Source organism: Photobacterium sp. HL06 (assembly GCF_059552575.1).
The window spans coordinates 2,185,386-2,205,009 of record NZ_CM183915.1 but is presented as its reverse complement, the minus strand read 5'-3'; the positions used below and the strand labels follow the sequence as shown (position 1 = coordinate 2,205,009).

Genomic DNA, 19,624 nt, shown 5'->3' with positions numbered 1-19,624 from the left:
TACTGTATTACATTCATCCTGTCTTGATGAGCACGCAGATACAAAAAACATTATGAATGAAACTATCAGAAAATGCCTCATAACTCTCCTTAAAACATAACGCCAGCCATAAGGTGCGCCATGATGAACTCACCAAGCCAGCTGAACTTCAAACCAAAACTGCCGAGTGTAAAGCGTCACACTTGATGGCCTTGTTATGCATATTCGTATTTGTCACCAATGAAATCCTCTTTTTCACTCCATGCAAGAAAATCACTTTGTAATTTGGCAAACTCCTTAAACAAACACCCTAACCGATTAATATCGCTTGGTTCTGCTTGGATACAAAACTCTGAGATATGTTTATACGGTAAAGGCGAATTATTACAAAACCTCACATGAAGAGCAGTTTGCCCACGAGGACTTATCATGAAAGCTCTCAATCGAAAATAGTGCGCAAAGTTATCTTCTTCTCTTTCAGAGCCAATTTCATATAAAAACACATCACTTGAGTGACGAGGAAAGCTCTCTAAACCTTGTGCTATCTGAAGCAGATCGGTGGCATTATTATAAAGCTCGAATCTTGTACTCTGCATACCATTGGAAATATCCCACAGGAGCTGTAAATGATATGGTTCTTCATACGGGATTCTTTCTATTTTTACGTGATATGTCATTTTGTTCCCTATATGCATAACGCCTGGGATAAGGTGCGCCACGACCAACTCACCAAATCAGCTGAACTCCAAACCAAAACCGCCGAGTCAAACGCGTCACCTTGATACCTTTGTTATGCAACTCCATCCATTAATACGATCATACTTGGCCGAAAGTCTTTCCACGTATTGTGAATCTGCGACATACAGACAACAAATTCATACTCTGATAATTCCGATTCACTTTCAACGACTTGAGCCAAACCAACTTGCATGACAGCCTGATACGGACTGGATTGGCTGCTGCACCGAACTATTGGTTAAGACAAGCAATAACCCTTTCAAAGCAATGTAACAATGAAAACTCACTGCTGAATTGCCAGGGTAAAAGGCAACAAAGAAAACGACAACCTGCTGTTCTCTTAACTTTCAGGCAGCCTTTCGCTGAACGAATAGCCAGAGAAATCGTGGTATTGAACGATGAACCTTCTACCATTGAAGAACTTGGCTCTAAGGTGCATAACGCTGAGCACATGCGCCCGTAACGCAGGTGCCGAAATTGAATACCGTTTACACCACAGCAAAGTCATACCAAAAATGCCGAATGTAACGGGTCGACATGGTGTGGTTTGTTATGCTGCCTTAACCATCAATCCGTCCCCTACTTGGCCGCTCAACTATCCAAGTGCGACAAGCAGTACCTGAACTTCAGCAACTTAAAAAGCCAATCTAAGCACTGATTTTCAGCGACTTTGAGCCAAACCTACATGCATGACATCCTGATGCAGACTTGCTTGGGCTGCTGCACCAAACTGATGGGCAAAGGAAACGACAATACATTCCCTGTAGAGTAACGACGTTTAATGCGGTGGTTCATTGCCAATGCCTAAGGCAGTAAAGAACGAAAAAACCTGCATTTCCCCGCACTTCCTGGACAGCCTTGCGGTGAACGAATGGCCTGAGACATTATGTAACTGTGCGATAAAGCCTGAGGGCTGTTACCAACTAAAAGAGCGGCATAACGCCGAACATAAGGTGCGCCACGACTAACCTACCAAGCGCACCGAACTCCATACCAAAACCGCCGAGTGTAACGCGTCACCTTGATGTTTTTGTTAGTTGCCCTTCCTCAACGCCAGTGCTAACATTTGTACACACGCAAAATTAGGAGCTACTCATGGATACAAGAATTCAATTTCGTGTTGATGACGAAATAAAACGTTTAGCCCAGCAAATGGCTGAAAGCCAAGGTCGTACACTAAGCGATGCTTGTCGCGAACTTACAGAACAAATGGCAGAACAACAACGTAAAGCATTATCTCATGACGCTTGGCTAACTGAACAAGTAAACCTAGCATTTGAGAAATTTGACTCAGGAAAAGCTTCATTTATTGATAATGACTCGGCAAAAGCACGAATGGCCGAGCGTAAAGCGAAGATTCGTAACCGAGGCCAACAATGATTTTATGGGAAGAAGAATCTCTAAATGATCGCGAGAAGATCTTTGAGTTTCTTTATGATTTTAATCCTGAAGCAGCTGAAAAAACTGACGAAATCATTGAAGCAAAAGTAGAGAACTTGTTAGAGCAACCGTTGATGGGTGTTCAGCGCGATGGAATTCGCGGGAGATTACTCATTATTCCAGAGATCTCAATGATCGTGTCCTACTGGGTTGAAGGTTCAATCATTCGTGTAATGCGAGTCCTTCACCAGAAGCAAAAATTCCCAGCCGACTGATTGTAGTCGGTTGGCAACTAACGCTGAGCACATGCGCCCGTAACGCAGATGCCGAAATTGAATACCGTTACACCAATGCAAAGTCATACCAAAAATGCCGAATGTAACGGGTCGACATGGTGTGGTTTGTTATGCTGCCTAAAATATAAATCCGCCCCTACTTGGCCGCTCAACTATCCAAGTGCGATCAGAAGTATAAGAACTACAGCAACTTTAAGAGTCAATTTTACGATTGACCATCAGCGACGTTGAGCCAGACCAACTTGCATAACATCCTGATGAAGACTTGCTTGGGCTGCTGTACCAAACTGATGGGCAAAGGAAACGGCAGCCCATTCACTACAGAGTAACGACGTTTAATGCGGTGGTTCATTGCCTATGCCAAAGGCAGCAAAAAACACATCAACCTGCATTTCCCCGAACTAACTGGACAGCCTTACGGCAAACGAATGGCCGGAGACATTATGTAACTGTGCGATAAAGCCTGAGGGCTGTTACCAACTTAAAAGAGCGGCATAACGCCTGCAATAAGGTGTGCCACGTTGAACCAACAAAACACACCGAACTTCATACCAAAACCGCCGAGTGTAACGCATCACCTTGATTGCTTTGTTATATTTTGTTTTCGTAGAGCTTTCTTGCTTCAGTAGCTTTGTCCAATCGCCTATGAACTAGTGAGACCATTGATAAGATATCTAGTGCATCAAGTTCATCGATCTTCCACGTGACTTTAGGCGCATGGGCTGTTGTATTACGGAATGTCCCAAACAAACCAACTAGCAGGTTGATAAAACCTTTTTGTTCACTCTTTTCACTTTCGGTTTGAAGAGTATTTAAGGCTAGATGAGGAACACTTTTGAATGAAAAGGCTTCATTCACTAAATTGGCACCATCAGATGTTAAGCCAGTTTTATTTCGAATTTTATCTGCTACGCTTTTTGTAGCTTCAAACACAGCATGAAAATAATTATCTACTAGTAATTCTTCTCTACAGTAATAGAGGACATCAGGATGAACATTCCGAGACACTAGGTGTTCTTTTAGTTTACTAGCACGAGCTGCTGCTTCGCTAATTGTCGAAGCTTTTGACGTGTGAGAAACTTTGCCATTGTCACCTAAAATATAACCAGCAAAACTCAATACTTGATTAAGCTTATAACGTGTATCATTAAACCACTCAAGATGCTCGAAGTGGCGCGCTGGGGTCATGGCTATTTGTATAAAGTAAATGACATTATTGGCGCAACCGTCTTGCTCTTGCCTGTTAGCAATTGCAGAATTAAGCCGCCTCCATTTTGTGTTCGTAGGGTCAATATCATCGATTCCAGCCTCGTATAAAAGCTTACCAATTTCTGAACCAGTGAACCCGTTTGAGGTTTCACCCAAAATTTTACAAATTGACTCGATAATACCGAAGTCTAGCTTTTCAAGTCGTGCCATAAAACCTCATTAAAAATATAACGCCTTGGCATAAGGTGCGCCAACGCTGAACTTACAAAACCAAATACACTTCAAACCAAAACCGCCGAGCGTTAAGCGTCACCTTAATGCCCTTGTTACCCGGCCGTTTGACTTGGGTTAAGCAGCTTGCCTGCCATGATGAAGTGCAATTAAAAACTGCGCTGATTAAGCGCGACAAACACCCCACTCAAGGCTGACAAATTCAAAACTATAACCACGAAAATTACTGCGCGTTTACCCACAAAATAGCGGCTACGATAAAGTTAGCACTATGGTTTACCTAGAAAAGATGAACCAGAATCGCTCGCCAATATTGATTAAAAGGCTGCCCAAACTCAAGCCGCGAACAACGCCCACAATTATATTTCTTTCGGCAACCACCAAAATATAACCACTTCCCTACCAACGAACCGACCACAATATTGAAAGCGGCATTCCTCGATGATGGCGCGACAATAGCTGAGAAGTTTAAGAACATTTTAAACACCTAGTCACAACCGCCACAGCCGAACCATGGTTAAAACCAAATACAGAAGTTGGCGCGGTTATCAGCAAACAATCACGCAAGTCGTTGAGACGTTTAAAAACAAGAAGCCGCTATGACCGAGGAACGACTCTTACTGCATACGAATTTACCTGGAATTGACCAACACACAGCGACTGCGGAGTTAAGTACACAAAAAGAACTCAACCAAGTCGGGTAACGCCTGGGATAAGGTGCGCTACGATGAACCCACCAAGCCCACTGAACTCCATACCAAAAATGCCGAGTGTAACGCGTCACCTTGATACCTTTGTTATGGCGCACTCAAGGCATCCGATCCAATCATCATGCACGCTACCGCTTCAGGATGTCCTGCTCTTGAACGAAGATGATAACCATTTTGGAAAATAGTTAAAGTGAATACCATTTAACATGCTGAATTACATCGTAAAACAGAGGTTAATTGAACTTGAATAGCTCTTTTCTCAAAGCATGAACCAGTGTCACAGGCATACGGCGTAATAACCGCATACTATGAAGTTAACTGGCAAAACAACAAGTGATGAGCAGAACTTTGGAAAAGTAGCTAGCCCGGAACAACAATCGAGCGTGCTGCGGACAAAACCAATCAATCTCCCAGTTCGTTATACACAACAAGCGTTCAGGTATATCGCCTGAGATGATCGACTTCGTAGCTGCTAAGCACGACCCAACATTGATAACGCGAACTCCACGTTGCTGTACACGTTAGCGCCATAACGCCCGCAATAAGGTGTGCCCCACTGAACCAGCCAAGCGCACCGAACTCCATACCAAAACCGCCGAGTGTAACGCATCACCTTGATTGCCTTGTTACAACCTCGATGCAACTTGCCTCATCTGTAGCGCATTGCTACAATCTAACTATACAGAAAGGAGATATTCTATGAGCACCTCAAGCGTTCGTTTAGATCAAGATCTTGTTGATAAAGCCGCCATCATGGCTAAAGCACTCAACCGAACCACCCCAAAACAAATTGAACATTGGGCTAAAATCGGTGAAATGATGGAAGATAACCCTGATTTACCGTATGAATTCGTTAAGCAAGCAATTATCGCTAAAGCTGAGAAAGATGCTGGTAAATTTGAGAGTTACGACTTTGGCTAAGATTACACAAGTTCTTCAAACACCAACATTCAAAAAGGCAGTTAAAAAGCTGCATGCTAACCAAAAGAAGGATCTGGATAATGCAATTAAAGCATTGATGGAAGATCCTCTTCTCGGTGAACAGAAAAAAGGTGATCTGTCATTTCTTCGTGTTCATAAGTTCAAAATGGTAAAGCAGCTTACCCTACTTGGGTACAGCTATGAGGATGGAACAGTTATTCTAGAACTCATGGCTTTAGGTTCACACGAAAATTTTTACCGCGACGTAAAACGGTTTTACTAATTTTATAACCACTGAGCAGGATAATGCCTTAGTGGTTGTAACGCCGAACATAAGGTGCGCTACGTTGAACTCACCAAGCGCACCAGCTTCATACCAAAAATGCCGAGTGTAAAGCGTCACCTTGATGTTTTTGTTATGGCCATAGCTCAACTAAACACCTTATCCATATGGTTAAATCCATCAGTAAATGCTTTTTCATCGATTAACTTATAGTCAATTAGTGCCTTACGAGCATCGTAATATGAGTCTGATAACGTTGATTTTAAGATGATATCTATAGCTTCAGTTCGCTTATCTTTGCTTTCATTCATTGTCTCATATGATTGAATTACAGCCATCCCCATCCCAAATACATACGACTGAAAACCATTTGTTGATAAAATTTCATCACCATGTAACAACTTTTCATAGGATACATCTGATAGTATTCTTTCCGATGCTATACGAATGAAATGAGATTCATCATCTGTTAACTTTTCTTTATTTCCAAAAATAGTATCAAATATACCCATTATTGAATCCTTTCAATAGATTAAACTTATAGCCATAGCTACTGCGATAAAGTGCATCCATATAATTAACATGAGCACCGAACTTGACAAAAAACACCAAGTGAAATACTTTGTAATGTTATGATAAATCATTTTAATACAATCCATTACGGACGCTATACTGCCTATAGAATTAACTATCTAGCGGCTAAATATCTTAACCTATCTTTGAATATCGAACTGATTTTGATTTATAACTTCAGGAGTCAATTCACAAAATCAAAACCATGAAGATATAAAACAATTCTTTATCAGCTATGGGAGTATTAAAAATAATTAAGCTATGACTTTTAAACCTGTATACATAAAATAACAAATGCATGCACAAAATCCTAATCATGCGTGCAACAGCAGATGCCAATAAAATTCACAGTTCTTTTTACAGCAAAGCAATAAGATATATCGACTGAATAAGACGGTTTATTCATGGCTAAGCTTGTCCGACAGCGTGACAAAAGATCACCACGTTGCCTGGGCTCCTGGGCCATAACGCCTGCAATAAGGTGCCCCGCACTAAACTAACAAAGCACACCCGACTTCAAACCAAAACCGCCGAGTGTAACGGGTCACCTTGATTGCTTTATAGTTGGACAGTCCTTTCCTTGTAGACCATATAAAGAAGGGATATGCACTGGCCTGTGACGAATAAGATTGCCCGTCACTTGATGACTATAACAATCCTTCCGCGCAGGCCAGCTGCTCACTGTCGATGAATACTCAGGGCACTTTCAGTCTGAACACTATAATGCCTTCACACGTCAGTCAGCATGCACATCACCACTTTTAATGTAGCAACTCGAGGTGATTATGTTAGTTTCTCAGCTCACAGATTCGTACATCCTCATTGGCCTTGATTGGGCCGATAAAAAGCATGATGTCTGCTACTATGACGGCGACAAATGTATCAATGATGTCATCAGCTCTAAGCCTGAACATATCCATGATTGGCTGCACCAACTTCACCAACATTTTGAGGAAAAAACACTCGTCATTGCCTATGAAAGTGGCAATGTGAGATTGCTTAACCAGCTCTGCCAATACAAGTTTGTCTGCCAGGTACCAATCCCACCCCAGCAGGTAAAACGCTATCGTGATACTTTCTCACCATCGGGAGCTAAAGACGATCCGACTGATGCAAAATTGATCCTCGATTTAATCCAGCGTCATGGCGATCATTTCAATGTGCTTAAACCAGAATCACCACAGGTCAGAGAGCTGACTGATCTTGTCGAGTTTAGACGCCGGCAAGTCAATCAAAGAGTGAAAATAACCAACAAAATCAGAACAGTATTAAAGCGATATTACCCTCAACCACTTGAGCTATTCGATGATATCGGCACGATCATTTTCTGTGACTTTCTGACTAAATGGCCTGAACCAGCCAAGGCAAAAACAACTCGCCGTGATGTACTGTTCCGCTTTTTTGAAAACCATAATTCTCGCTATCCGCAAGTCAATAAAGACCGTGTGGATGCCATAAAGTCATTGGTGCCACTCACTGATGACCAGGCGGTTATTCGTCCCTGCCGGTTGCTTTTAGCGTCACTGATTGGTGAGCTTCGCAACCTGCTTACCTCCATCGAACTGTTTGAGCAACGCATTAAAGTACTCACACGCAGTATGACCGATTATAAGTTGTTCAAGTCACTGCCAGGTGCAGGAGAAATTAACACAGCAAGGCTATTGGCGGCCCTCGGTACCAACAAAGATAAATATGCCAATGCCACCGAAATGCTCTGCCATGTCGGTGTTGCACCCGTGACCCAACGGTCAGGAAAATCATGCATTGTCCGCTGGCGCTTCCAATGCCCAACCTTCCTCAGGCAGACATTCGTTGAATGGGCTGGTCAAAGTATCCGTTCATCGGCATGGGCCAAAGCGTACTATCAAATACAGATAGAACGAGGCAAACATCACAATGCTGCGGTACGTGCATTGGCTTACAAATGGGGCCGCATTTTGTTCCGATGTTGGCAAGAAAACACCCTTTACGACGAAGCAAAGTACATCACGATGCTAGCAGAGAAAAAGTCACCAATAATCGGCTACTTAGCATCGAAATAAGGTGAATAAAATGTGGTCTATGGGACTTGACCGTCCACCTCAGGGCGTGTTGTTATGGCGCCAGTATTCAAACCCTATAAACTGATTATTTCAACGATAGGAAGTAACCAGCACGTTGCAACTCTTTTTTCTTTACCTTTATAAGATAATAAATAGCAGGTGCCATTATGAAAAAATAGCTCAACATTACAGCAAACAAAGTATAATTTGAATCTTGTATAGCTGGTTGATTAATCCTTATGAGATATATCATGGGGGATGCAACCACTACAGAAAATACCACATATAGCATCATACCAATAATAACTTTAACAAAACCTGTAAATATTTTCGCAATACCAAGTAACGAATATACATAAATTACCATTAATAATAAAATTATTGGCATACCGAGACCGACTGTTTTTAGCAATTCAATTTCCATGACGTATTTACCCAAATCTAACATCATAACTTCATAAATATTCTCAAAGTGCCAATGAATTAAAATCCAAGAAACAAGCAACCAACAAATCACAAGTTCAAAAACAAACTATCAAATAGCACAGCGCCGCACAGTAGTAAACAACGAGAATACATCCAATGAAGGCAATTTGCGCCATAACGCCAGCCATAAGGTGCGCCCCACCGAACTCACCAAGCCAACTGAACTTCAAACCAAAACTGCCGAGTGTAAAGCGTCATACTTGATGGCCTTGTTAGCTGCTGAACGCATCAAGCCTTGTAATTGTGAAGGCAATGCTCTCCCCAATGACCCGTTTATCATTCGTTTCAATAGGCGCATCTAACTCGGTGATGCCAATATCCACTTTGACATCAGGCTCTATTGCTGTAATTACTCCGTATGCTCGATAACACCAACCTTTCTGATGCTCTAGAAACCTCAATTTATCTGGATTACCAGTAAACATTGATTCCCATTCTTCATCTTCGTAGAGAAGGCTTGCTATTAACTCAATATCTATAATTTCACCAGGGGTATACCTATCACCACCGAAATCATCCATTACATATAAAATGCAACCATCAACTTCAATTTCGGCTTCTAAGTAATCACCATCTGTTTTGTGGAAAACAGCCTTCATAATCCTCCTTTGCAGCTAACGCCTGCGATAAGGTGTGCCCCTCTGAACCAGCCAAGCACACTGAACTCCAAACCAAAACTGCCGAGTGTAACGCATCACCTTGATTGCATTATAGTTGGACAGTCCTTTCCTTGTAGACCATATAAAGAAGGGATATGCACTGGCCTGTGACGAATAAGATTGCCCGTCACTTGATGACTATAACAATCCTTCCGCGCAGGCCAGCTGCTCACTGTCGATGAATACTCAGGGCACTTTCAGTCTGAACACTATAATGCCTTCACACGTCAGTCAGCATGCACATCACCACTTTTAATGTAGCAACTCGAGGTGATTATGTTAGTTTCTCAGCTCACAGATTCGTACATCCTCATTGGCCTTGATTGGGCCGATAAAAAGCATGATGTCTGCTACTATGACGGCGACAAATGTATCAATGATGTCATCAGCTCTAAGCCTGAACATATCCATGATTGGCTGCACCAACTTCACCAACATTTTGAGGAAAAAACACTCGTCATTGCCTATGAAAGTGGCAATGTGAGATTGCTTAACCAGCTCTGCCAATACAAGTTTGTCTGCCAGGTACCAATCCCACCCCAGCAGGTAAAACGCTATCGTGATACTTTCTCACCATCGGGAGCTAAAGACGATCCGACTGATGCAAAATTGATCCTCGATTTAATCCAGCGTCATGGCGATCATTTCAATGTGCTTAAACCAGAATCACCACAGGTCAGAGAGCTGACTGATCTTGTCGAGTTTAGACGCCGGCAAGTCAATCAAAGAGTGAAAATAACCAACAAAATCAGAACAGTATTAAAGCGATATTACCCTCAACCACTTGAGCTATTCGATGATATCGGCACGATCATTTTCTGTGACTTTCTGACTAAATGGCCTGAACCAGCCAAGGCAAAAACAACTCGCCGTGATGTACTGTTCCGCTTTTTTGAAAACCATAATTCTCGCTATCCGCAAGTCAATAAAGACCGTGTGGATGCCATAAAGTCATTGGTGCCACTCACTGATGACCAGGCGGTTATTCGTCCCTGCCGGTTGCTTTTAGCGTCACTGATTGGTGAGCTTCGCAACCTGCTTACCTCCATCGAACTGTTTGAGCAACGCATTAAAGTACTCACACGCAGTATGACCGATTATAAGTTGTTCAAGTCACTGCCAGGTGCAGGAGAAATTAACACAGCAAGGCTATTGGCGGCCCTCGGTACCAACAAAGATAAATATGCCAATGCCACCGAAATGCTCTGCCATGTCGGTGTTGCACCCGTGACCCAACGGTCAGGAAAATCATGCATTGTCCGCTGGCGCTTCCAATGCCCAACCTTCCTCAGGCAGACATTCGTTGAATGGGCTGGTCAAAGTATCCGTTCATCGGCATGGGCCAAAGCGTACTATCAAATACAGATAGAACGAGGCAAACATCACAATGCTGCGGTACGTGCATTGGCTTACAAATGGGGCCGCATTTTGTTCCGATGTTGGCAAGAAAACACCCTTTACGACGAAGCAAAGTACATCACGATGCTAGCAGAGAAAAAGTCACCAATAATCGGCTACTTAGCATCGAAATAAGGTGAATAAAATGTGGTCTATGGGACTTGACCGTCCACCTCAGGGCGTGTTGTTAAATGCGTTCTCATTGTAGAATACGAGAAGACTTAGCAATTAAATATCCATTCATCCCACAGGTAGCAAATATAGTCCACACTTTATAAGAGTTACTCACTAATTGAGATTTCAGATCGTCTATGTTTACGGCTGTCATCATAGGCCAACCCCATTTTAATTTACTAAGTAAGTATTTTTCTTCTATTTTGAAAAATGACTCAACATCAAGTTCCTCAACATCCAAGATGATATTGCCAATCATGATGTCATCCAGTTTTGCTGCAAGGAACCCTTCAAATATAACTGTCTTCTTTGTTTCTTTGTCCTCAAAAGTACAAAAAAGGATCGCTCGTTCACTCTGGAAATCCAATTCAACTTTATCAATATAGAAATCATGTAGCATTGCATTCCCCCTCACGTAACGAAATAATTGAAGCATTTAACGCCTGGGATAAGGTGCGCCACGATGAACCAACCAAGCCCACTGAACTCCATACCAAAAATGCCGAGTGTAATGCGTCACCTTGATACCTTTGTTATGGCGCACTCAAGGCAACAGCATCAATCGCCACGCACTCTACCGCTTAAGGATGTCCGGCTCTGAACGAATATCATAACCATTTTGGAAATTAGTTAAAGTGAACGCCAGTTAACCTGCTGAATTACGTCCTAAATCAGAGTTTAATTGAACTCGAACAGCTCTTTTCTCAAAGCGCGAATCAGCGTCACAGAGCACAGCCGCAATAACCACATACAATGAAGTTAACGGGAAAAATTTACATGATGATGAGCTGAACGTTGGAGAAGTAGCAAGCTCGGAATAAAAATCGAGCGTGCTGCGAACAGAACCAGTCAATCTACCAGTTCGCGTTACAAGACAAGCGTTCAGGTATATCGCCTGAGAAGATCGACTTCGTAGCTGCTAAGCACGACCCGCCGACCATAAACCGAATGCCACGTTGTCTTTGCACCTAGCGCCATAACGCCAGCCATAAGGTGCGCCCCACAGAACTCACCAAGCCAGCAGAACTTCAAACCAAAACTGCCGAGTGTAACGCGTCACCTTGATGGCCTTGTTAACTGCTTGATCTAACTCAGCTCTTTGGTCATAAAATGTAGCTGTCCTTCAACCGGGTAATCATCAAGCGTCATTTGACATTGGTAACCATGCTTTTCGTAAAACGGTCGAGCTTGAAAACTTAAAGTGTCTACCAATGAATGCTTACAGCCCAAGCTCTTTGCATGATTTTCAAATGTTGTTAGTAACTGTGAACCAACACCCTGTTTGTGTAATGCTTCATCCACCCACAAGTGCTTAATCAGTAACCAACTACCCCATGTGCGTCCAATTACGCCGCCAAGTTTGGAACCATCACTAGCATAGGTAAAACAAGCCATTTCATTTTCTGGAATATCACCTATATATGGGATGTTATGCTTCTTTAAACCTTGGTATATATCATCGATATCCTTACCACTTGGATTCTCGGTAATAATAAATTCCATTTAATCCCTCAAAACTAAAATAAAAGCAGTTAACGCTGAGCACATGCGCCCGTAACGCAGGTGCCGAAATTGAATACCGTTTACACCACAGCAAAGTCATACCAAAAATGCCGAATGTAACGGGTCGACATGGTGTGGTTTGTTATGCTGCCTTAACCATCAATCCGTCCCCTACTTGGCCGCTCAACTATCCAAGTGCGACAAGCAGTACCTGAACTTCAGCAACTTAAAAAGCCAATCTAAGCACTGATTTTCAGCGACTTTGAGCCAAACCTACATGCATGACATCCTGATGCAGACTTGCTTGGGCTGCTGCACCAAACTGATGGGCAAAGGAAACGACAATACATTCCCTGTAGAGTAACGACGTTTAATGCGGTGGTTCATTGCCAATGCCTAAGGCAGTAAAGAACGAAAAAACCTGCATTTCCCCGCACTTCCTGGACAGCCTTGCGGTGAACGAATGGCCTGAGACATTATGTAACTGTGCGATAAAGCCTGAGGGCTGTTACCAACTAAAAGAGCGGCATAACATTATATTCAACGAAACAATTTCATAAATCTCATTCATATATTTCCGTCACAATCCATGCTGACAAGTTTAGCCATTAAAACACTTTAAATTAAGTAACTTAGCTTAATAACCATACTAAACACACTCCAAAATACACACCTTTTGATCGCATATCCCCCAATCAACTCATCTCCGTATGCAATTGATACACCCCTACTTTTCATACCAATGTGATTCATAGTAAAAAATCAGCGAACAAATTTGAGATAATATTGAACAGAGCTAATTTGTTGTTTAGCCTTAGCTATAAATACTGTATGGATAACCAGCACATGAAAGACATTCCGCAGCATATTTCAGAGATTAACAGTAACTTTATTGCTGAGCTAACTTCATTCATACGAATGCGTGGGCTTTCCTACTCCACTGAAAAAACCTACATACACTGGATCAAACGCTTCATTCAGTATTGTGGATATCAGTCACGTCATGATATTTCATCAAAAGATATCAGTCGTTTTCTTGAGTATTTAGTTAATAATCATAATGTCTCGCCCAATACACAGAAAACAGCACTCAATGCGTTAGTTTTCCTGTGCCGAGAGCTCCTGAAGCAAAACACTGAATCCTTGAAATTTAAGAGAGCAAAGAAAGGGCCCAAAATACCAGAGGTATTTACTCACCAAGAGGCAATTACCGTTATCAAGCAACTACCACTACCATCAAAACTTGTTGCACAACTGATGTATGGTAGCGGATTAAGGATTAACGAAACTCTACGATTACGTGTTGCTGATATTGATCTAACTACAAGTTCTGTCACCGTCAGAAACGGGAAAGGAAACCGAGATCGAAAAACACTCCTCCCTCGCTCACTGCATGCTCCTATCAAACAACAACTAGCTATTGTTAATATGCAGCATGATCGGGATTTGGAACATGGATTTGGTGAAGTCTATATGCCTTATGCTCTTGCCAAGAAGTTTCCAACGCAGGCGAAAGGCTATGGTTGGCAGTACCTGTTTCCCGCATCTAGGCTCAGTGTCGATCCTCGTTCTGATAAAACAATGCGTCACCATATAACAGATAGAATGGTACAAAGGCATGTTATGAAAGCGATTCATCAAGCCAATATTATTAAGAAAGCAGGATGCCATACGTTTAGGCACTCTTTTGCAACTAGGCTATTAGAAAACGGCACAGATTTGAGAAATATTCAAGAACTGCTCGGGCACTCGGATATAAAGACAACGCAAATTTATACTCATGTAGCAGGCTTGCACCAAAGTGGAGTCAAAAGCCCATTAGATGATTAAAGCCTGGCGAAAACACGCTACCGCCTAAGATAGTAAAATCCCGAGACATAGCAACAATATGAATGATCATACCATGGCTCGTTATTGAAATGATGATTACACTCAACTTTTGCGATTTAAAACAAACAATTAGACAACTTAAGGATGTTTTTGGTTAGATTGGAAATAGGTTACCCGCAGAGCGCGTTATGTCGATAGGCATGTTTGAAAGGGTACTTATACAAGCTCTATTTCAGGTAGCAATACTAAGTGGCTATTTCTTAGCCTGTTAAATAGGCAAATCCTACACATTAAAAAAAGACCTTATGTGCTATCTCACATAAGGTCTTTAATTGTCAAATCAGTGAAGCTTATACAAAATAACTAATCCGAGCGGATTAATTAGTCTAAATCTGCGGCTTCTTCATTCGCTTTGCGTTGAAGAGCTTTGCGCTTATTACGCTCTACTTGATTTTGCACAAACTCGGCTAGAGTTTTCTCTGCCCATTCTGTCGCTTCAGCTTCAGTTGCAAAGCCCATTTCACGCTTTGAGATCGTAGTGCGTCGAGCAGTTATCTGTCGTACAATCTCCGCCGCCCAGCCATTTCTTTTCTCAACTACGCGGTAATCAAATTTTTTGCCGTTTGTCATTTCATTTTCCTAGGGATGACTCAAGGTAATAGAGCTTATTCATCGGATCCATTTGTTACTCACTCTGAAAAACGCTATCCCTTCGTAAGGGCGGTATTAGAACACATTTAGCGTCGATAAAAAATGAAGAATTACAAATCTAACTGCCAGCGTTTAAGCGGCATCTCTTTGCTAACGCCTTCCCTACCCCACCGGTCGACACTATCGACAACTAAAATCCGTTTGGGATTGGGAACTAATGATTTTAGCTGTGTACTAACCTTCTTAGAGGTTAACAACCATAGAGACTCATCATTGTGAAGCAGCGCAGTCAGAGCCTGCTTATCCTCTTGTGTCCATTCCAGCTCAGGCTTGGTAAATCGTTCGACAACAAACAGCTGATTACCAGAGGCAAAATCTTCCAAGTCTTTTGATAGAAGTACCACTGAATCAATACCGGCTTCGAACAACTCGTTCTGCTGTTGATTGATCAGTTTTCGAACCTCAAGCATCAACTGCTGCTGATTTGCTGCTATCATTTTGGCTTGCCCAGGCCATACCTGCTGTAAATCTTCACTCACAATCGCAGCCATTCGGCTCAGGTTGGCTGGATTTAGCCAAGCAAACATCGATGTGGTTCCGTCTTCTAGCCGTAATGCGGCAACACCTTGTGCTCTCGGAGATATTGCTTGTGAAGCATCGACTTCGATTATTTGAATGTTCCCCTGGCGGGCATGAACATACAATGGGTCCTCTGGCCAAATAGCCCCTAAGGTAACCGTTACTTTGGCATCTTTTGCAGCCTTTGCTGTCAGATCTGCCCCTTTACTATTAAACCAATTAGGCAAACGTTGAACACCATAACGTTTAGGCGGCAAGTAGCTTGTTGATATATCCGTCCCCCTTGTCAGCTCAGAGGCCAACATATACGTTACCGGTGTCGCCGTTAAGATATCTTCAGCCTGCACTGATGCTGGAACTAACGTCGCACTTGCAATAGTCACCACGACACTCACCTTGGCGAGCATTTCTTTAAAATGAATAGTCATCACGTTAGATCATCCTTTGCGTACAATGCGGTAACAGGTTGCAGTTAAAAAGAACAAAGCCGAAACAATAATAATCGCAGCTCCCGATGGGACTGGCAGCTTAAGCTCCATAGGAAGAATGGTACCCACCAGGCAGCTGATTGTTGCTAGAAAAGCTGACATCAACACAAAATCACCCATATTTTTAGTCAGCAGACGTGCTGTAGCGCCAGGTATTAACAACAGAGCGCCAACAAGTACCGCACCTATGATTTTCACTGAAGCAATCGTCACCAAAGTGATCATCATTACAAACAAATAATCATAGAAGTTGGTTGCGTGACCTCGAACCTTTGCTATATCTGGGCTGATGCAGGTTAAAAGGATGCGATTAAATGTCGGGATCAACACCAAGGTGATCAACAGGCAGCTCAGCCCCAATACCAGCAAATCTTGATCCGTTACCGTCAATATTGAGCCAAACAGTACATTTTCCAGCATATGGATGTTGATTTTACGGGCTACGTACATCAACAGGGCTGCACCGACTGCTAACGCAAACGCAAGAAACACCCCAACTAAGGTATCGTAGGGTACATTGGTGCGGTTACGGACAAAGTGAAGCAACAGTGCGAAAATCATGCAGAAGCTAAATAAGCCAATAATCGGATTTTCAGCGGGCTCACCTAACAATACGCCAAGTGCGATCCCGGTTAATGCCGCGTGCCCTACCGCCTCAGAAAAGAACGCCAACCGTTTCGCTATCACCAAAGTGCCCAAACCACCGAGAAGAGGCCCTAGCAGCAATGCGGCAACAACAGCGTTAACCATAAATGCATAAGAGAAACTTTCGCTAAGCCAACCTGCATCAACGCCTAACTGCGCCCAATTGCGAATATAATCCATCATGCGACATTCACCAACGTGGCTTCTGCAGACTGCGGTGAGGCACTGTAATGATTAAACAGGCGCTCGATTTTCTCCGGCACCAGCACATCGGCCACCGGCCCACTGTCTATCAGCTGACGATTAACAACATGAACATGGGCGTCTAAACGCCTTACTGCAGTGACGTCGTGGTGAACAGCCAATACGGTTTTGTTTTCCAAAACCAACTCCTGGATCAACGACTCTAGATAGCGTACCCCCTGCTCATCCATACCAGTGGTAGGCTCGTCCAAGACTAATAGATCAGGGTCATCAAGCAGGGCCTGTGAAAACAATACCCGTTGCTGCTCACCACCTGATAACTGTCCCATACGACGATCTGCACGAGCAGCCATTCCTACTCGATCCAGTTGTTCTAGTGCATAGGCTTGTTCTTTGGAACGGCTGCGCCACTTGGGCCAGAATAGAGGAGTACGACTTTGATTCAGTAATACAAAATCCATCACTGTTAACGGCAGGCTAGATTCAAAAGTCGCCTTTTGCGGCACATAGCCGATCCTTCCTTTGCTCTCTGGCCATTGGATCTGAATATCGCCAGTAAACGGGGTTAAGCCAAGAATGGATCGCAATAGTGATGTCTTTCCGCCACCGTTAGGCCCCATCACCACATGGCACTGACCCGGAGCAAATGCATGATTGATATCATGCAAGATAGCATTGTCGCCATATTTCAGGCCGACGTTATTAAGACGAATACTCGGGCCCATAATCAACTACCTTTCTTTTCAGCAGTGAACTTCATTGACTGAACCAAGGTATCAAGATTTGCTTTCATCTCGAGTTCTACCTTGTCAGCGTTATACGGGCCATGCGTCATGTGGGAAAAGCGATATAGCTGAACGCCAGTAGCTTTCTCGATGGTATCGACATAGCGGTTTGGCATGTTTAACTCATAAAACAGGACATCAATGCCTGATTGACGAATTTTTTCGATGGTCTCTTGAAGCTGGCTGGCACTTGGCTCTACGCCATGTGCAGGCTCGATCACAGCTGCAACGTCTACACCAAACTCCTGCAGAAGGTAGCCATAGGCATTGTGCGTGGTCGCAACTATCATGCCGCTGGTATCCAAATCACCCAAGGTCATCATGGCTTGATGTTTAAGCTTGCGAAATGTTGCAGCATAGCTACGGGCATTTTTGCGGTAGTAACGCGCATTCTCGGGGTCAATCTTCGCCATCTCGTTGGCAATGGTGTAAACCTTCTGGATTGTCGTCGACAAGCCAACGAAAGTATGAGGGTTCACGGCGCCATCACCGACGGATTGGCCAATAGCAGGCAACAAAGGAACATCCTTGTTGGCTTCGATCACAACCAAATCATCACGGTTAGCAGCCTGAATCACCTTCAGGGCAAAGTCATCGTGGCCGATACCATTAACCACAATAATGTCCATCTGCTTCAAACGACGCAGATCATTTGGCTGGGGCTGATAGTTATGCGGATTAAAACCAGCATCAACCAACGGCAATACATCAACCTTATCGCCGACAACGGCTTTTACATAGCTAAAGTAAGGCTGAAGCGTAATACCTACTGTCAGTTTGTCTTCTGCCTGTGCGCCCATCGCGCCTACCATCAGCAATACTGCAGATGCACCTTTAAGCATGCGTTTTATTTTATTTTGAGTTTTTAATAACTGTTTCATAACAAACACCACTCGCAATTACCGCAATAACGGCAAAGCGAGTCATTTAGTGGAGATGATTTTCTTTTTGAACAGAAAATACGACTTGCTTCCAGCCAGCATTAATTAACGCTGATACATCACGGGACTGATCAGCGTTGACAGGCGTTGCTGTATTGTCCGAGTTCAGCCAGATATCAGGTTCTTCCTGGGTTGAATGCAAAATTACTGAAGCTGAACCTTTTTCTTGCTGTCGAATACCCTGATAAACACCCGCTGAAGCCTTCAGCCATTGATGTCTGCCTTTATGCTGCCAGCTTTTATCCTGAACAAATGGTGCTAGCCACAACTCCTCTAGCTCACTAATTGCAGGCCAAATATCAACGCCATCAAGTTCAATGCTGTCCTGGCGAATATTACGAATTTCTTCATGAGCCAAACGAAGATCGGCAATCATTGCCAACTCTGTCGGCACCAGTTCATCTATAGATACCTGGTGCGAGGCCACTTCATACTGTTGGCTTGATGCTTGATGATGGGGAAGCGATAGCACGGCAACCAGCAATATCATTACAATCGACAATGCAACCCACTTTCCTTCCCTGCCCCCGTCATCGGCTATAACGCTCTCGCTGATCATTTTTCAGAAATCTCTACAACATCAACTTCGACCGGGCTTTCGTGGCCAGCATCAAATACCAGGTAGAAATCCGTCTCCGGCATATCAAACTCGGCAATAGAGCGCTTATCCGTTGTCGCTTTATCAATAAGGTTGTCATCGTAGTCAAACATATCAACGTTATAGTCAACCGCTGAACTACCATCACTGTAACCGGCCTCACAAATAACTTTGTCTGCGTCGAACCAGCAACTCATGAGAGGAAAATGCGCATTTGCCGATGCGGAAAAGAAGGCAAATAAAGAGAAAAACAGCAGGCTTGCACGCTTGTTCATCACAACCTCAACAACTTAAATAAGGAAAATATCACCACCTCCATCG

At 43.2% G+C, this 19,624-nt stretch carries 22 protein-coding genes; 8 read left to right on the top strand and 14 right to left on the bottom strand.

What is annotated here, in order from left to right:
* Positions 1–194: 194 nt before the first annotated feature.
* Positions 195–656, bottom strand: a complete 462-nt coding sequence (locus tag AC51G0_RS27755) for a hypothetical protein (RefSeq protein ID WP_496302795.1) — start codon at positions 654–656, stop codon at positions 195–197.
* An 861-nt stretch (positions 657–1,517) separates the two neighbouring features.
* Between AC51G0_RS27755 and AC51G0_RS27750 the strand changes: the two genes are divergently transcribed.
* From AC51G0_RS27750 to AC51G0_RS27740, 3 genes are all read left to right on the top strand, one after another.
* Entirely contained in the window at positions 1,518–1,685 is a 168-nt protein-coding gene (locus AC51G0_RS27750) for a hypothetical protein (RefSeq protein ID WP_496302794.1), read from the top strand.
* Between the two features lie 127 nt (positions 1,686–1,812).
* Positions 1,813–2,097, top strand: a complete 285-nt coding sequence (locus AC51G0_RS27745; RefSeq protein ID WP_496302793.1) for a damage-inducible protein J — start codon at positions 1,813–1,815, stop codon at positions 2,095–2,097.
* Positions 2,094–2,372, top strand: a complete 279-nt coding sequence (locus tag AC51G0_RS27740) for a type II toxin-antitoxin system RelE/ParE family toxin (protein WP_496302792.1) — start codon at positions 2,094–2,096, stop codon at positions 2,370–2,372. Before AC51G0_RS27745 ends, AC51G0_RS27740 begins: the two co-directional genes overlap by 4 nt.
* Before the next feature lie 612 nt (positions 2,373–2,984).
* Here the strand turns inward: AC51G0_RS27740 and AC51G0_RS27735 are convergent.
* The gene (locus AC51G0_RS27735; protein WP_496302791.1) at positions 2,985–3,812 is read right to left on the bottom strand and encodes a TIGR02391 family protein; all 828 of its coding nucleotides are present in this window, start codon (positions 3,810–3,812) and stop codon (positions 2,985–2,987) included.
* Positions 3,813–5,242: 1,430 nt separating this feature from the next.
* Between AC51G0_RS27735 and AC51G0_RS27730 the strand changes: the two genes are divergently transcribed.
* Positions 5,243–5,464 (top strand): TA system antitoxin ParD family protein, encoded by a 222-nt coding sequence (locus tag AC51G0_RS27730; RefSeq protein WP_496302790.1) that lies wholly within the window; start codon positions 5,243–5,245, stop codon positions 5,462–5,464.
* Positions 5,457–5,747, top strand: a complete 291-nt coding sequence (locus tag AC51G0_RS27725) for a type II toxin-antitoxin system RelE/ParE family toxin (protein ID WP_128786665.1) — start codon at positions 5,457–5,459, stop codon at positions 5,745–5,747. The genes AC51G0_RS27730 and AC51G0_RS27725 overlap by 8 nt, the downstream gene beginning before the upstream one ends.
* Before the next feature lie 146 nt (positions 5,748–5,893).
* Here AC51G0_RS27725 and AC51G0_RS27720 read toward each other — a convergent pair whose 3' ends face one another.
* Positions 5,894–6,259: a hypothetical protein gene (locus tag AC51G0_RS27720; RefSeq protein WP_496302789.1), complete on the bottom strand. Its 366-nt coding sequence runs from the start codon at positions 6,257–6,259 to the stop codon at positions 5,894–5,896.
* An 846-nt stretch (positions 6,260–7,105) separates the two neighbouring features.
* Between AC51G0_RS27720 and AC51G0_RS27715 the strand changes: the two genes are divergently transcribed.
* The gene (locus AC51G0_RS27715; protein WP_496302786.1) at positions 7,106–8,362 is read left to right on the top strand and encodes an IS110 family RNA-guided transposase; all 1,257 of its coding nucleotides are present in this window, start codon (positions 7,106–7,108) and stop codon (positions 8,360–8,362) included.
* A gap of 85 nt (positions 8,363–8,447) precedes the next feature.
* Here the strand turns inward: AC51G0_RS27715 and AC51G0_RS27710 are convergent, their stop codons facing one another.
* Together AC51G0_RS27710 and AC51G0_RS27705 are read right to left on the bottom strand one after the other, a co-directional pair.
* A complete protein-coding gene (locus AC51G0_RS27710; protein WP_496302788.1) occupies positions 8,448–8,786 on the bottom strand; it encodes a hypothetical protein in 339 nt (112 codons plus the stop codon).
* A 274-nt stretch (positions 8,787–9,060) separates the two neighbouring features.
* Complete coding sequence (locus tag AC51G0_RS27705) at positions 9,061–9,447, bottom strand: hypothetical protein (protein ID WP_496302787.1); 387 nt, start codon at positions 9,445–9,447, stop codon at positions 9,061–9,063.
* A gap of 336 nt (positions 9,448–9,783) precedes the next feature.
* On the opposite strand from AC51G0_RS27705, the gene AC51G0_RS27700 reads away from it, so the two are divergent.
* Positions 9,784–11,040 (top strand): IS110 family RNA-guided transposase, encoded by a 1,257-nt coding sequence (locus AC51G0_RS27700; protein ID WP_496302786.1) that lies wholly within the window; start codon positions 9,784–9,786, stop codon positions 11,038–11,040.
* 64 nt (positions 11,041–11,104) lie between these two features.
* Here the strand turns inward: AC51G0_RS27700 and AC51G0_RS27695 are convergent, their stop codons facing one another.
* Entirely contained in the window at positions 11,105–11,479 is a 375-nt protein-coding gene (locus AC51G0_RS27695) for a hypothetical protein (protein ID WP_496302785.1), read from the bottom strand.
* Positions 11,480–12,165: 686 nt separating this feature from the next.
* Positions 12,166–12,582: a GNAT family N-acetyltransferase gene (locus AC51G0_RS27690; protein WP_496302784.1), complete on the bottom strand. Its 417-nt coding sequence runs from the start codon at positions 12,580–12,582 to the stop codon at positions 12,166–12,168.
* A gap of 846 nt (positions 12,583–13,428) precedes the next feature.
* Here AC51G0_RS27690 and AC51G0_RS27685 point away from each other — a divergent pair.
* A complete protein-coding gene (locus AC51G0_RS27685; protein WP_496302783.1) occupies positions 13,429–14,412 on the top strand; it encodes an integron integrase in 984 nt (327 codons plus the stop codon).
* Between the two features lie 381 nt (positions 14,413–14,793).
* On the opposite strand, the gene AC51G0_RS27680 is transcribed toward AC51G0_RS27685, so the two are convergent.
* The 7 genes from AC51G0_RS27680 to AC51G0_RS27650 all read right to left on the bottom strand — a co-directional run bounded on the left by AC51G0_RS27680 (position 14,794) and on the right by AC51G0_RS27650 (position 19,578).
* Positions 14,794–15,042 (bottom strand): DUF3622 domain-containing protein, encoded by a 249-nt coding sequence (locus AC51G0_RS27680; protein WP_496302782.1) that lies wholly within the window; start codon positions 15,040–15,042, stop codon positions 14,794–14,796.
* 131 nt (positions 15,043–15,173) lie between these two features.
* Positions 15,174–16,070: a metal ABC transporter substrate-binding protein gene (locus tag AC51G0_RS27675; protein WP_496302781.1), complete on the bottom strand. Its 897-nt coding sequence runs from the start codon at positions 16,068–16,070 to the stop codon at positions 15,174–15,176.
* A gap of 9 nt (positions 16,071–16,079) precedes the next feature.
* Complete coding sequence (locus AC51G0_RS27670) at positions 16,080–16,955, bottom strand: metal ABC transporter permease (RefSeq protein ID WP_496304232.1); 876 nt, start codon at positions 16,953–16,955, stop codon at positions 16,080–16,082.
* Positions 16,955–17,707, bottom strand: a complete 753-nt coding sequence (locus AC51G0_RS27665; RefSeq protein WP_496304231.1) for a metal ABC transporter ATP-binding protein — start codon at positions 17,705–17,707, stop codon at positions 16,955–16,957. Before AC51G0_RS27665 ends, AC51G0_RS27670 begins: the two co-directional genes overlap by 1 nt.
* On the bottom strand, positions 17,707–18,606 hold the full coding sequence (locus tag AC51G0_RS27660; RefSeq protein WP_496304230.1) for a metal ABC transporter solute-binding protein, Zn/Mn family: 900 nt from the start codon (positions 18,604–18,606) through the stop codon (positions 17,707–17,709). Before AC51G0_RS27660 ends, AC51G0_RS27665 begins: the two co-directional genes overlap by 1 nt.
* An 85-nt stretch (positions 18,607–18,691) precedes the next feature.
* Positions 18,692–19,264 carry a DUF6162 family protein gene (locus AC51G0_RS27655; RefSeq protein WP_496302780.1) on the bottom strand — a complete coding sequence of 191 codons (573 nt, stop codon included), beginning with the start codon at positions 19,262–19,264 and terminating at the stop codon, positions 18,692–18,694.
* Positions 19,261–19,578 carry a hypothetical protein gene (locus tag AC51G0_RS27650; RefSeq protein WP_496302779.1) on the bottom strand — a complete coding sequence of 106 codons (318 nt, stop codon included), beginning with the start codon at positions 19,576–19,578 and terminating at the stop codon, positions 19,261–19,263. The genes AC51G0_RS27655 and AC51G0_RS27650 overlap by 4 nt, the downstream gene beginning before the upstream one ends.
* Between the last annotated feature and the right edge of the window lie 46 nt (positions 19,579–19,624).

Coding starts and splice junctions, on each gene's coding strand:
- AC51G0_RS27755 (WP_496302795.1), bottom strand. CDS start 656: ATGACATATCACGTAAAAATAGAAAGAATCCCGTATGAAGAACCATAT.
- AC51G0_RS27750 (WP_496302794.1), top strand. CDS start 1,518: ATGCCTAAGGCAGTAAAGAACGAAAAAACCTGCATTTCCCCGCACTTC.
- AC51G0_RS27745 (WP_496302793.1), top strand. CDS start 1,813: ATGGATACAAGAATTCAATTTCGTGTTGATGACGAAATAAAACGTTTA.
- AC51G0_RS27740 (WP_496302792.1), top strand. CDS start 2,094: ATGATTTTATGGGAAGAAGAATCTCTAAATGATCGCGAGAAGATCTTT.
- AC51G0_RS27735 (WP_496302791.1), bottom strand. CDS start 3,812: ATGGCACGACTTGAAAAGCTAGACTTCGGTATTATCGAGTCAATTTGT.
- AC51G0_RS27730 (WP_496302790.1), top strand. CDS start 5,243: ATGAGCACCTCAAGCGTTCGTTTAGATCAAGATCTTGTTGATAAAGCC.
- AC51G0_RS27720 (WP_496302789.1), bottom strand. CDS start 6,259: ATGGGTATATTTGATACTATTTTTGGAAATAAAGAAAAGTTAACAGAT.
- AC51G0_RS27715 (WP_496302786.1), top strand. CDS start 7,106: ATGTTAGTTTCTCAGCTCACAGATTCGTACATCCTCATTGGCCTTGAT.
- AC51G0_RS27710 (WP_496302788.1), bottom strand. CDS start 8,786: ATGGAAATTGAATTGCTAAAAACAGTCGGTCTCGGTATGCCAATAATT.
- AC51G0_RS27705 (WP_496302787.1), bottom strand. CDS start 9,447: ATGAAGGCTGTTTTCCACAAAACAGATGGTGATTACTTAGAAGCCGAA.
- AC51G0_RS27700 (WP_496302786.1), top strand. CDS start 9,784: ATGTTAGTTTCTCAGCTCACAGATTCGTACATCCTCATTGGCCTTGAT.
- AC51G0_RS27695 (WP_496302785.1), bottom strand. CDS start 11,479: ATGCTACATGATTTCTATATTGATAAAGTTGAATTGGATTTCCAGAGT.
- AC51G0_RS27690 (WP_496302784.1), bottom strand. CDS start 12,582: ATGGAATTTATTATTACCGAGAATCCAAGTGGTAAGGATATCGATGAT.
- AC51G0_RS27685 (WP_496302783.1), top strand. CDS start 13,429: ATGAAAGACATTCCGCAGCATATTTCAGAGATTAACAGTAACTTTATT.
- AC51G0_RS27680 (WP_496302782.1), bottom strand. CDS start 15,042: ATGACAAACGGCAAAAAATTTGATTACCGCGTAGTTGAGAAAAGAAAT.
- AC51G0_RS27675 (WP_496302781.1), bottom strand. CDS start 16,070: ATGACTATTCATTTTAAAGAAATGCTCGCCAAGGTGAGTGTCGTGGTG.
- AC51G0_RS27670 (WP_496304232.1), bottom strand. CDS start 16,955: ATGGATTATATTCGCAATTGGGCGCAGTTAGGCGTTGATGCAGGTTGG.
- AC51G0_RS27660 (WP_496304230.1), bottom strand. CDS start 18,606: ATGCTTAAAGGTGCATCTGCAGTATTGCTGATGGTAGGCGCGATGGGC.
- AC51G0_RS27655 (WP_496302780.1), bottom strand. CDS start 19,264: ATGATCAGCGAGAGCGTTATAGCCGATGACGGGGGCAGGGAAGGAAAG.
- AC51G0_RS27650 (WP_496302779.1), bottom strand. CDS start 19,578: ATGAACAAGCGTGCAAGCCTGCTGTTTTTCTCTTTATTTGCCTTCTTT.